This window comes from Chryseobacterium sp. X308, from assembly GCF_020733145.1.
Lineage (GTDB): Bacteria > Bacteroidota > Bacteroidia > Flavobacteriales > Weeksellaceae > Chryseobacterium > Chryseobacterium cupriresistens.
Genome location: NZ_JAJFZH010000006.1, coordinates 95,062 through 107,116 on the forward strand (window position 1 = coordinate 95,062; position 12,055 = coordinate 107,116).

12 protein-coding genes are annotated in these 12,055 nt (G+C 35.0%); 2 read left to right on the forward strand and 10 right to left on the reverse strand.

Annotation, left to right across the window (positions count from 1 at the left end; all coding sequences use genetic code 11):
• Window position 1: 1 nt before the first annotated feature.
• The 5 genes from LIV57_RS08795 to LIV57_RS08815 form a co-directional block, all read right to left on the reverse strand.
• Complete coding sequence (locus LIV57_RS08795; protein WP_227942318.1) at window positions 2–1,177, reverse strand: toxic anion resistance protein; 1,176 nt, start codon at window positions 1,175–1,177, stop codon at window positions 2–4.
• A 2-nt stretch (window positions 1,178–1,179) separates the two neighbouring features.
• Window positions 1,180–1,737, reverse strand: coding sequence for a TerD family protein (locus tag LIV57_RS08800; RefSeq protein ID WP_202843564.1), 558 nt, complete (start codon window positions 1,735–1,737; stop codon window positions 1,180–1,182).
• A complete protein-coding gene (locus tag LIV57_RS08805) occupies window positions 1,727–2,551 on the reverse strand; it encodes a phosphoribosyltransferase family protein (RefSeq protein ID WP_227942319.1) in 825 nt (274 codons plus the stop codon). Before LIV57_RS08805 ends, LIV57_RS08800 begins: the two co-directional genes overlap by 11 nt.
• 8 nt (window positions 2,552–2,559) lie before the next feature.
• The gene (locus tag LIV57_RS08810; RefSeq protein ID WP_227942320.1) at window positions 2,560–3,228 is read right to left on the reverse strand and encodes an HAD family hydrolase; all 669 of its coding nucleotides are present in this window, start codon (window positions 3,226–3,228) and stop codon (window positions 2,560–2,562) included.
• 422 nt (window positions 3,229–3,650) lie between these two features.
• The gene (locus LIV57_RS08815; protein WP_227942321.1) at window positions 3,651–5,189 is read right to left on the reverse strand and encodes a SulP family inorganic anion transporter; all 1,539 of its coding nucleotides are present in this window, start codon (window positions 5,187–5,189) and stop codon (window positions 3,651–3,653) included.
• A gap of 628 nt (window positions 5,190–5,817) precedes the next feature.
• Between LIV57_RS08815 and LIV57_RS08820 the strand changes: the two genes are divergently transcribed.
• Both LIV57_RS08820 and LIV57_RS08825 read left to right on the forward strand, forming a co-directional pair.
• Window positions 5,818–6,243, forward strand: coding sequence for a transposase (locus LIV57_RS08820; protein WP_110009579.1), 426 nt, complete (start codon window positions 5,818–5,820; stop codon window positions 6,241–6,243).
• A 14-nt stretch (window positions 6,244–6,257) separates the two neighbouring features.
• Complete coding sequence (locus LIV57_RS08825; RefSeq protein WP_110009580.1) at window positions 6,258–6,596, forward strand: hypothetical protein; 339 nt, start codon at window positions 6,258–6,260, stop codon at window positions 6,594–6,596.
• A gap of 427 nt (window positions 6,597–7,023) precedes the next feature.
• On the opposite strand, the gene LIV57_RS08830 is transcribed toward LIV57_RS08825, so the two are convergent.
• The 5 genes from LIV57_RS08830 to LIV57_RS08850 all read right to left on the reverse strand — a co-directional run bounded on the left by LIV57_RS08830 (window position 7,024) and on the right by LIV57_RS08850 (window position 11,899).
• Complete coding sequence (locus LIV57_RS08830; protein ID WP_227942322.1) at window positions 7,024–7,863, reverse strand: hypothetical protein; 840 nt, start codon at window positions 7,861–7,863, stop codon at window positions 7,024–7,026.
• Window positions 7,864–8,746: 883 nt separating this feature from the next.
• Window positions 8,747–8,968 carry a phosphate ABC transporter substrate-binding protein gene (locus tag LIV57_RS08835; protein ID WP_227942323.1) on the reverse strand — a complete coding sequence of 74 codons (222 nt, stop codon included), beginning with the start codon at window positions 8,966–8,968 and terminating at the stop codon, window positions 8,747–8,749.
• Window positions 8,969–9,093: 125 nt separating this feature from the next.
• Window positions 9,094–9,621, reverse strand: coding sequence for a DUF6584 family protein (locus tag LIV57_RS08840; protein WP_227942324.1), 528 nt, complete (start codon window positions 9,619–9,621; stop codon window positions 9,094–9,096).
• A gap of 28 nt (window positions 9,622–9,649) precedes the next feature.
• A complete protein-coding gene (locus LIV57_RS08845) occupies window positions 9,650–10,333 on the reverse strand; it encodes a hypothetical protein (protein ID WP_227942325.1) in 684 nt (227 codons plus the stop codon).
• A 48-nt stretch (window positions 10,334–10,381) separates the two neighbouring features.
• Complete coding sequence (locus LIV57_RS08850) at window positions 10,382–11,899, reverse strand: TROVE domain-containing protein (RefSeq protein WP_227942326.1); 1,518 nt, start codon at window positions 11,897–11,899, stop codon at window positions 10,382–10,384.
• Between the last annotated feature and the right edge of the window lie 156 nt (window positions 11,900–12,055).

The following is a 12,055-nucleotide window of genomic DNA, read 5'->3' on the forward strand; positions in this document are numbered from 1 at the left end:
ATTAACCTCTGACATTTGCTTTTAGTTCGTGCTCCAATGTCTGAAGATCCTGATCCAGTTTTCTTCTGTTGTCAGCCCCTTGTTTCTGGATTTGTTTCACTTCATTCAATGTATTGATCAGCATTGATGTTGTTTCTCTCAATGTTTCCACAGATACGATAGTCTGCTCGTTGGCTCTGGCAACATTCACTGAATTCTGGCCAAGACGCTCTGCATTCTTTCTTAAAATCTCTTCTGTAGTAGAAGATACTTTTTGCTGGATTTCAATATTCTGCTGCTGTCTGTACATCGCTACCGCAAGGGAAAGCTGGTTTTTCCAAACCGGAAGTGTAGTGGTAAGAATCGTTTGTGCTTTTTCAGCGATAGAAACGTTGTTGTTCTGTACCAGTCTGATCTGAGGAAGTGACTGCATCATAATCACACGAACCACTTTAAGATCAGCCATTCTCCTGTCTAGCCTTGCAATGAAATCTCTTTTATCTGCAATCTGATAATCCTGGTAAATCTGCGGATTAGCTTCCATCTGAGCAAGCTCGCCTGCCGCTCTTTCCATTCTGATATTACCTGCAATGACAAGCTCTTCAATCTGCCTGATAGAATTCACATTGCTTTCAAAAATAGTCTGAAGTACAGCGTTATCTTTTGTAGAGGTGATAATTCCCGCATTTACTTTATAAGAAATCTGCTCGATATTGTTGATGATCTTATCGTATTTTGCAAAAAGATTTTCTACCTGAGTCATTACCTTTTTCATGAATGGCAATTTGCTCAGGAAACTTTTCACTTTATTTCCGTTAAGCTCTTCTACATCTACATAGTTAAGCTCTACCAAAAGGTCATTGATAAGCCCACCAACTTCTCCTGAGTTTGATCTTCTTACATTTCCTAAAAAGCTGTCACTCTGATTGGTTAATGTTTTCTGAAGCTCTGCCCCGAAATTCACGATGGAACCAGGGTTGGTCTCGTCAATAGAGTTCGCAAGAACTTCATATTTCTGACGTTCTTCTGACTGCAGCTGCGTCAGATTTACATTTCCCTCTCTGTCCACAAGAACTGCCGGCGCCGCATTCTGGGCGGGCTGAGCCGGAGTAGGAGGAGCCATTGGAGTCGGTTCAAAGGTTTTAAGAGGTTCTATTGATCCCAGCGGATCTATGGGTTGATTTTCCTGATTGTCCATGATTACTTTTGATAAATTGATACAAATTTCTCAAGGCCATCTCTCTGTCCTGCACCTACAGCCTCAAATTTCCATTCTCCGTTTCTGTTGTAGATTCTTCCGAATTCTACAGCGGTTTCGATTGAGAAATCTTCGTCTAATTCGTATTTTAAGATCTCTTCATTCGTATCTGTATTGAAAATTCTGATGAAAGAATTTCTTACCTGCCCAAAATTTTGCTTTCTTGAATCTGCTTCGTGAATTGTTACTACTACAGTAATTTCTTTAATAGCACTATCAATTTTAGTAAGATCAATTTTGATTTGCTCATCATCTCCCGCTCCTTCTCCTGTAAGGTTATCACCAGTGTGGATGACAGATTTGTCCGGAGACTCAAGGTTGTTATAGAAAATAAAGTGATTATCTGAAACTAATTTTTTGTCGTCCCCAAGCAAAAACAAAGAGGCATCAAGGTCGAAAGCGGTTCCTGTAGAAGTATTATTGATATCCCATCCTAAACCTACAGTAAATTTAGGTGCGTTAATGTTTTCTCTTTGTCCTTTTTGTAAGTTAATAGCCATAATATAATTCCGTTTGTGTTAAAGTATTGATGTTATTTTCGTATTCTTTTATTAAATGATAATTGTTACTGATCGCCAGTTCTAAAAGCAGATCCATCTGTTCCTTTTTTACTTGAGACGTAAGATAATCAAAATTACTTGATTCCAGGCCTAAAATATATTTTACAATCCTTGTATTGAACTGAAAACTTTCTTTATTCATCACTTCTGCAACATGATTTACATTTTTTACAGCATAGTAGTTGAAAAAGTTTTCAATTTTCGGGTCAAGGTCAAAATTCATCAGTTCTGCATAATACAGGAACATAAAGTCTGCCTCAACATTATATTCGTTAAGGATTCTGTTGACTGTATATTCATGACTTCCCGTGATTTTGATATCGTCTATAAAAATACAAAGTTTTCCTCTCAAAAAATCCTTATCGATATAATAAGTATCATTGGCGATCAGATTTTTGCGGTCTTCAAAATTGAGATTCCCGTAATCTGTGATATAGGTATGATTACGATTGATTTTCGACAGAATACTTGACTTTTTTCCTTTTTGAAACAGATAAAAATCAAGATGCTTCTTAAAGTAAAAACATAAGAAATTAGAGGCCGTAGGAATCGCCATATAAGGACTTGGAAGCACTACAATCTCTTTATCTGTATTTAAAAGCTCTTCATATGCGGAAATAAATCCGTCGAATAATTCTCTTGCAAATTTTTCAGCATACGACTTATCGCCATACTTGAAATAACTGTATTCCGCAGGTGAGAACGTAAACTCGTCTGCCGAATGAATGTGGTGTAAGCTGTATCTTTTATTCATGTTTATTTTTAGTGTTTAAGTAAATGGGCACTGAAGCCAAAGTTCTTTGCTCCCTGATAATCTGCCACCGGATTATCTCCGATATGCAGGATCTGATTCATCGCCAAATCCTGATCTTTAATCTTATTCTTCACTTCCTGAAAAATAAGCGGATTCGGTTTGGAACAGTTGATTTCATCAGAATAGATATGGAAATCTATGTACTGATCCAGGTTTTCATGAATCAGGAATTTCCTCATTGTTTTTCCTTTGATAAATCCAGTGTTGCTTAGAATATTTATGGTCTTTCCCTGATTTTTAATATTCTTAAAAAAATCGTGAATATTTTCAAAAATCACCACTGGCTTGTATTCCAGAAACAATTCTTCACTTTTGTTGTAAAACTCATTGAAATTTTCTTTATTCAATTGTTTTACATCCACATCCAGCGAACTGAGAATCATCAGATAGATCTCAAAAGTATCGATATTACCACCTGTTACTTCATTAATGGTATTGCAAAGATCATCATAATACTTTACAGTTTTCGCAACCTGTTCTATAGGCTTATCTACGTTAAAAAATGAGGAGAACAGCTCAACTCTTTTTGCTTTAAATTCAGGATGAGATTTGATTAAAGTGAGCCACAGGTCAAAGGAAAAATGACAGTGGTTATGGATGTCGATATCTGTTTTCAATAGGTTTTAAGTTAAAAGTTTTTATTTAGCTTCTTGAAAAAGATTTAAAATTTTCTAATCATCAAAAAGTGTTCACGATACTATTCTTCCCAAAGATAAAATATTTATCATAAAAGCATTACGTTCAAGATCTGTTTTAAGATATTTTTATGAAAGTTGACGAATCGGGCAGCCTCAATGAGAGAAAAACTACAGTGCTTTTCTGGTTATAGTATGTTTATTGTGAATATTCAATCGTCAATCCGCTGCGCTTGTCAATTTTTTTTACTATAAAAATTCACCATCCACTTGCGAAGCAAAATTCACTCATTGACTATGAAATTGTGAATAATGAATCGTCAATCCGCTGCGCTTGTCAATTTTTTTTTACTATAAAAATTCACCATTCACTTGCGAAGCAAAATTCACTCATTGACCTCTTCCTATTTTTCCGGCATCACCTTATAGGTAGGATCTTCCTGGATATTAACTTCCACTACTGCTTCTGCATTTTTTAATACTTTTCTGCAATCTTCGCTGAGATGACGCAGATATACCGTTTTATTCTGCTGCTTATAACGTTTGGACAATTTGTCCAAAGCATCTATAGCACTCATATCGACAATACGGCTTTCTTTAAAATCAATAACCACCTGATCCGGGTCATTCACGGGATCAAATTTATCCGTAAACGCTGTTACTGAACCAAAAAATAAAGGCCCATATATTTCATAGTATTTCACCCCGTTTTCATCCACATGTTTTCTGGCTCTGATTCTTTTAGCATTATCCCAGGCAAAAACCAATGCTGAAATGATCACTCCAACCAATACTGCTAAAGCAAGATTATGTAAAATCACAGTAATCAGCGCTACCGTAACGCCTACAAAAATGTCCGATTTCGGCATTTTATTCACAATCCTGATCGAAACCCACTGGAAAGTGCTGATAGCAACCATCATCATCACTCCTACCAGAGCAGCCATAGGAATTTTCTCTATGACAGGTGCACCAACCAGAATAATTATCAAAATAAGCAGTGATGCTACAATTCCTGATAGTCTTGCTCTGGAGCCTGCATTAAGATTTACCAATGTCTGTGCTACCATTGCACATCCACCCATTCCACCAAAAAAACCGTTGGTAATATTAGCCAATCCCTGAGCTACAGACTCTTTATTGGCACTTCCCTTGGTATTCGTAATTTCATCTACCATGGATAATGTCAGAAGAGATTCAATAAGACCTACTCCGGCCATAATTAAAGCATATGGAAAAATAATCTGTAAAGTTTCCAGAGAAAAAGGGACCTTCGGAATATGAAACCCCGGAAGATTTCCACTGATATGAGCAATATCTGCAACCGTTTTTGTTGGAATATTAAATCCGAGAACTATTGCAAATAAGATGATAATAGCTACCAGAGAGGCAGGAACCACTTTTGTGATTTTTGGAAAAAAGTAAACGATAGCAATTGTAAGGGCAGTTAAGCCAGCCATGATGTATAGAGGCATTCCCTGCAGCCAACTTACTCCTCCATTACTGTCTGTGATTTTGAACTGTTCAACCTGTGCCATGAAAATAATAATAGCCAATCCATTCAGAAATCCGTACATAACAGGTTGCGGAATCAGTCTTACAAATTTTCCAAGTTTAAAGATTCCTACCATCATCTGAAAGATTCCGGCAAGTGCTACAGTAGCAAACAGATATTCTGTTCCATGAGAATGTATCAAAGCAATCAGTACCACGATGGTTGCTCCTGCTCCTCCGGAAACCATACCTGGACGTCCTCCTAAAACTGCGGTTACAAGTCCCATCATAAATGCAGCATACAGTCCTGTAAGCGGAGACAAACCAGCCAGAATAGCAAATGAAAGGGATTCAGGAATCATAGTCATTGCTACCGTAAAGCCAGCCAGCAGTTCGTTCTTATAGTTGATTTTCTTCGAAAAGTCGAATAAGCTTATAGTATTTTTCATTGATATGCAAATGTATGGACTGTGCAAATGGTATACAATTTTTTCTTTTTATGACTTTTCATGATTACGGTGATCGCTTTAAACAATTTACATATCGACTTTTATAATATGTTAATTTTACTTAAAATAAACAGATAAAGTATGATTTTTACATTTCTAACTGTTTTTACTTCTTATTTTTGTTTACATTTGAAAACGAATAAGCGATTATTTGGTACTAATTAAAAGATTCGATGTGCAAAAAGCTGTTTATCAACACATCAACAGCCTCAGCTCACAGAATTCTATAAAAACCTTAATAGGTTATATATTATTTTACACAAATGGCAGGAAGAGAGTTTGAAAGAGAAGAAGAAAAGACCCCATTGAAAATAAAGAATATATCCAAATTATATTAAGGTGATCCCTACCCGCCAGTTTTACAATATTTGGTAAGTTACAATGCGTTTCTAAGATAGAGTCTTACGAAAGGTGTTTTTTGATATTTTTTGGTATTTTTCAATCATAATCCATTTTCTTCACCAATTTCAAGCTGTCATCAGCTATTTAACACCACACAAAATAATACACATCACCTATTTTCGTTTTTTATATATAAGTTTAAACAAAAGAATAATATTCAGTAAAAATGTTATATAAAGAAATCCATATTGGGAAATTTATTAAGGAGAGAGTTGATGAAAACGAAATAACAGTAGAGAGAATATGCAAATTTTTAGGCAAAGATGAGGAAACTGTTGAGATGATGTACGACAGCAGCTCAATGGATACTGATCTTCTTTTAAGATGGAGCAAATTACTGGAATATGATTTTTTCAGACTCTACAGTTCACATTTAATTTTATACGCACCGCCTTCTGCAATTAACAAAAACAGCCAAAAGTCTGAAAAGACGCCGTATTTCAGGAAAAACATTTACACTCAGGAAATCAAAGATTTTATCATGAAAAGGATTATTTCCGGTGAAATGACCCAAAGCGAAGTTATCAAGGAATATTCAATTCCAAAAAGTACGCTTCACAGATGGCTTCAGAAGAGCGATAATGCCAACTGATAAAGAGATAAAACATGCGCCCAAATTACAAAAGAATTTATCAGGATATGCTAAAGATGGAATATCCTGAAAAGCTGAAAGATCCGAAAATCAAAGAACTTCTTGAAAAGCTTCACACCAGTGATGATGTACTTAAGTTCAATGAAAAGCTGTTCAAGCAGTCCAGAGAAAATCAGAAACTGAAAACCTACGACAGGCAGACGATGTTAAAACTGCTTCAGTATCAGAAAAAACATGGCCACTCAACAAGCTATATGTCAAGGAAATATAAAATAAGCCGGACTACGCTTTCAAAATGGAAAGGAATGTTTGAAAAAGAGCTTGAAGATACAATGAAAAGTGCCGGTACATAATCTACCGGCATTTTTTAAAGGTAATAATAAGGAAAAAACCGGGCTGTCGTTTGCCGGAGTCGAACCGGATAACCTTGCCGGAGTAACCGGCTTCGCTATTCCTCCCGTCATTATAGTGCGATGTATTTTTTCCTGACGACACTTCAGATGGTCATATAAAGAAGCTGGAAGTGGAAAGAAGAAAGATGGCAAGCCTGAGATTCCTCCGGCTTTATAGAAAATTACGATACAAAGATCTTTCAACGTCCCACTTCCGGCTTCTTGTATGATAAAACAAGGCGAAAAACGAATAATGCAGTCGTGCTCTAACCAACTGAGCTACTCTTCCTATATAAACTGTGTTTTTTGTTGTGGAAGAGACGGGACTCGAACCCGTGACCCCGTCGTGATGAGCGAAGTAACATTTTTCTACGGCACTTGTTTGTTTTTATTTTTCTTCTTCAGCAATATATGTTTTGACAATAGGATGAATGCTGCCATTCTCTGAATAATAATTTAAACCGAAACTCCTCCATCCGGAAGACCAATAGAGAATCCTTTCTTTCAGGTAAGGAATATCTTTGGTTTCATCATACTTAAAATTTTCATCAAATATATACTTTACCTCATCAATAAGTTGCGTATAAAACATTTGGTCTTCTTCATCAAAGACCTCAATATGGATATTAAGATGGTTACCTATTTCATTTAATAAATAAGTTCTAAAATCCCAACCCATAACAATAATATCGGAAGATCCCATAGAAATAATCGGTTTCCATTTAAGATTCTCATCACTTACAATATATCGGAGACCAGTTAATGGTAAAAGAGCTGGAACATGAGAAAACCATTCTTCAAAAACTTCTATTCTCTTTTCCAAAGATGCAGATTTTATTCCCCATGAATTAAGCCACACCTGGCTCTTCTCATTCACATCGTGCTTCATCCAATTATAAGAACCTTTTATTATTTCCTCAACTTCCTTTTCATCAGCAAGCCAATTATAAAAAAAATCACGTTCTTCAGTAATTAATTCTCCATCATATTCATATTCAACAATTTCTTTTTTATCAATCGCATGAAGAATCTTTAAAAATTCTTTATGCTCAGGAATAAAACTGATCTTATATTTTCTCTCAACCTGATCAATCTGTTCTTCAGAAAGCCCTTGCCATCTGGCTCCGTAAAATCCTTTAGGACAATTTTCATCATCCACAGACCACAGTTTTTCTGTGCGTTCTTTGACCCAGTATAAAAATTCAGTCAGATTACTTGGTATATGCATGGTTATTCATTTTAAAATAAAAAAGAGGCAGGATTCGAAAAGACTTGTACAAGATCATTTTCATGACCTTCTGGAGTCGAACCAAATTAAACCGAAGTAGGCCTTTTCTACGGCACTCTTTTACAAATCAAGGTAATATTTTTCAGAATCTTCCGTGCATTTGCTCTACCTGCTGAGCTACCTCTCCTTTTCGGGGGAGAAGGCAGGATTCGAACCTGCGACCCAATGTTTACTCAATCTCGAAGTATGATTCTAAGACGACACTTGATTTTAATTATTCATGGTTATTAGTTTTCTTTTTACAAAATTATACTGCTACTACGTAATCTATTTACGTAGTATAATTTTATTTAAATATTTGTTCGTTTTGCCTTGAAGCAAAAGAACCAAAAGTTCAAGACCTGGAAACTCCGGCTAAAAATAACCTACACGCTCTAAAAATTCTAAAACTTGCGCGAATTTGCTATTACTTCTTCGTTTCGCTTTCTGTGTCGCGCTTCAAACAGTAGAATTTTCTTAACGTTTGTATAGTTTATTTTCTTAACACCTCCGTTTCCTATGTCGCATTTCCATTGTTCTCTTAGCTGAAAATTTCGACTTTTACTATTATTTTTTCATTGATGTATTTAAATAAAAGAGGCTAGATTCAAAAAGACTTTTACAAGATCATTTTCATGATCTGTTATGGAGTCGAACCAATATTATACCGAAGTAAGCCTTCTCTACGGCACTCTTTTATAGGATCAGGGCAAAAACGGCGGAATCTTTTCTTTTTCTTCTGCTCTATCGTTTGAGCTACATTCCGTTTACAACAGGAATGGCAGGAATTGAACCCACATCTGAAGACCTAACTCGAAGTATGATTCCAAAACGGCACCTGATTTTAATTTCTCCATTGGGTTTTTCTGTATTTCTTCCAGTTTCGCCGGAACTTTGTATACCTTGCATTCACCACTTCAAAACCATGTGGAAAGCAATATGAACAACCCATATTATCTCCGTAGATCAATCTTGAGATCTGTACGCCTGAAATTTTCTTTGGAAAGTCGATTAATCCATATTCGTTGAATCCGAATTTTTGTCTTAACGTTTTAGCTTTCTTCATAAGTATTGAGTATTAACCTCAATACAATGCTCCTTTTAAATTGGAATTATGATTTTTCATAGTTATTAGTTTTATTTTCACAAATTTATATCGATAGTACGCAATCTTTTTACGTAGTTTGATTTTTATTGAGAAAATAATGATAAGATCAATTCACCCAGTTTAAAAATCCCTAAAACCGGAAGTAAAATAATGAATCCGATCAATAAAAAGATTCCTATTTTACTTAAAAAGTCTGTTTTGTTTTCTGAATAACTTCCATTCTTTCTTGTTTTGGCTTTGAAAACAGGAATCTGTTTTGTGATTTTAAGACTATGCTGTTCAAGTTCCGTGATTACTTTCAATGCATATTCATCAAGCAGTTTTTTATTTCCTCTGAAAACAATATCTTTTAAAATGGTATTTCCTGAATTGCTTAAAGACTTTCTGTAAATCTCTACAGCATCTTCCATTTCATTATTCTCTGGTTTAGAAAGAATCCAGAACTTACCTGCTTCATCAAGAAATCCTGCTTCAAAATAAATCTGTCCTAATTTTCTTCTTAGGGAAAGGTCATCAGGAAATTGATTGATCATATTTCTTAATCTGTCGCATGCTTTTTTCTTTCGTCCTTCTTTAAGATCATGTTCAATTCTATATAATAAATTTCCCATAATTCATATTAAAATAAATTAATTCCCATTACAATAAATTAATTTTATCATTTAAATCTGGCATTATTTTCTTCGCTATTTCTATTAATTCTTGATTATTATTTTTTGATTTCTCTTGATCTAAAATTTTAATTAAAAACCATTCAAGATCATTAGTTATTTTTAAAAAATCAATTATCATTTCTGCTGTTTTATCCCCATCAAATTGAACAATAGTATTATAATACAATTCTAAGTTGTCACTAATATGTCCGCTAATGTTATTGCGGATAATACTCATTTTATTATCGTAGCTATATCTAATCTTGAAAGCTTTTATTGAGTTATTTATACATTTAAAATCTTCAATTATAGATATTGTTAAACCGCTGGAAACTTCATTAAGAAATTGTCTATATTTATTATATGTTTTAAATGTTTCAAAAATTGTTAAATATGCATTTTTAATACAGTATATTTTTTCCCAATTATTGGAAGCATTATATAAAAACTTACTTGTAACTGTTAAATCAAGATTAGAAATAGCAATTAATGAAGCAATATCATTTATCTTTTTAATAAAGTCAAATCCTTTAAGATCATCTTCACTAAATCTTATATTTAAACCCACTTTAATATCTTCAGTTATGCTATTCGATTTTTGAATGACATCTAAAAGATTTGTAAATACTTGAATTGAGTTATCTGCTGAATCATTAAAACTTTTGTTCATAATCTAATTATTAATAAAGTTATATTTTTATTTTAAAAGCAGTGCCTGTTACAGCACTACTTTCTGAATCATTTTTACTACAGACTTTTTGTCTTCCAACGCGTTCAGTACATCGAAAATTTTGTCTGACCAACCCGCAATAAGATGTACATCATTTTTTCTGATATCAAGCGGCTGTGTACCATAACCTGCAAGGTCAAAAATATACAGTTTTGCATGGGGAGCGATCGCTTTGTATCTGTTCCACAGGTTTTCAAAAGAATTTCTGTTTCCACTGCTGTCCCACAGCTGGGTATCGGTGAAAAGCATTACCTTATCCACCTGTTCTCCTCTTTTGATCAGATCTTCAATCACCAGATAACCATTGGTGGAATATCCTACTTCACCTTCACGTTTATAGAATGCATCCACGTTCCTTAAAATACCATTTTTTGGCATGGGAACTCTTAGCCAACGGTCACCGAAGATACCTGTCACCACATTTTTACATTGCGACTGCAGGATCATAGACATCAGCAAACCGATATCATACAGTAAAATCTTACTTTTACCGGAAACCGCTTTCTGCATGGAACCCGATACATCGGCTGCGATTACCACTGAAGTATCAAAACCAAAACCTTTGATATTTTTAGCACTTACCACTACAGCATCTTCCAATGCTTCCAATACTGACGACAGGTATGGTGAATCTATTGTTTTCAGTTCTCTGTAAGCCGCCAGGAATCGGAATGGGAGCTGTTTCGAGTTGGATACGGCTTTTTCATCCGAAAGATATCTGCAGACCTTATTCATTGCATCTGGTGATACACCTGCTTCCAGAATATTTCTCAGGTTTCTCATCGTTGCCATATACCCCAATTTGTTACTGAAGATCAGTTCTTCCCATTTGTTTTTGAAAGCCAGTTTTCTTTCTGCATCATTAGCAAACTTTGTCTGGCCCAGAACGGAAAGTTCAACTTCCCATGTATAAGGCGTTTCCAGTGTATTGTTGGCAATTTTGTTGAAAACTGCTTGTTGGTTTTCATCCTTAGCTTTCGGGTGAACCAGAAATAATGCATCTTTCAGCGTTACTTCTGCTTTTCTGTTGTACTTGGCAAACTGATATTCATCAAATTTATTGAATGATTTTACCAGTCCTTTCTGAATCTGCTTGGATAGTTTGTTCAGCTTCTTTGTATCGGTTCTTTTATTGGCAAGCTGGTAGTACGCCAGCAATTCTGTGATTTCATCCGCTCTCTGCACGACTCCATCTACAGTTTTGCTTACAAGGTCTGTCCCGGAAATCTGCTTTGCCAGTTCAGTTGTCAAAACCAATGGAATAGATCTTAAGTACATATCTTTTCTTGCATATACGGCCAGCTTTGCCACAAATTCAGGATCATTTTTTTTAATCAGAGACTGTATTCTTTCCAATCTGTCATTTCCCTTCTCATAGTTGGCATCTGACAGTCCTGTTGTAACAACAGCACTATACAATTCTTCTGCAGGTGTCATCGCATAGGCCCTGACACCTTCGTAGTTCGGTACTACTTTAGTTTCTTTTTTTAAAAAATTAAATTTCATGGTTACTGTTTTTATTGTTAAACATGGAAAGGATTGATACTTCCTCTCTGATTTCTGATGCAAAGTAAACACAGTATTACGCAATCTTTTTGCGCAGAAAATTTTTATTTGATTTTTTTTAATTTCTAATGATTCTCGCAGATTATGCACGATTAT

Coding starts and splice junctions, on each gene's coding strand:
- LIV57_RS08795 (WP_227942318.1), bottom strand. CDS start 1,177: ATGGACAATCAGGAAAATCAACCCATAGATCCGCTGGGATCAATAGAA.
- LIV57_RS08800 (WP_202843564.1), bottom strand. CDS start 1,737: ATGGCTATTAACTTACAAAAAGGACAAAGAGAAAACATTAACGCACCT.
- LIV57_RS08805 (WP_227942319.1), bottom strand. CDS start 2,551: ATGAATAAAAGATACAGCTTACACCACATTCATTCGGCAGACGAGTTT.
- LIV57_RS08815 (WP_227942321.1), bottom strand. CDS start 5,189: ATGAAAAATACTATAAGCTTATTCGACTTTTCGAAGAAAATCAACTAT.
- LIV57_RS08820 (WP_110009579.1), top strand. CDS start 5,818: ATGTTATATAAAGAAATCCATATTGGGAAATTTATTAAGGAGAGAGTT.
- LIV57_RS08825 (WP_110009580.1), top strand. CDS start 6,258: ATGCGCCCAAATTACAAAAGAATTTATCAGGATATGCTAAAGATGGAA.
- LIV57_RS08830 (WP_227942322.1), bottom strand. CDS start 7,863: ATGCATATACCAAGTAATCTGACTGAATTTTTATACTGGGTCAAAGAA.
- LIV57_RS08835 (WP_227942323.1), bottom strand. CDS start 8,968: ATGAAGAAAGCTAAAACGTTAAGACAAAAATTCGGATTCAACGAATAT.
- LIV57_RS08840 (WP_227942324.1), bottom strand. CDS start 9,621: ATGGGAAATTTATTATATAGAATTGAACATGATCTTAAAGAAGGACGA.
- LIV57_RS08845 (WP_227942325.1), bottom strand. CDS start 10,333: ATGAACAAAAGTTTTAATGATTCAGCAGATAACTCAATTCAAGTATTT.
- LIV57_RS08850 (WP_227942326.1), bottom strand. CDS start 11,899: ATGAAATTTAATTTTTTAAAAAAAGAAACTAAAGTAGTACCGAACTAC.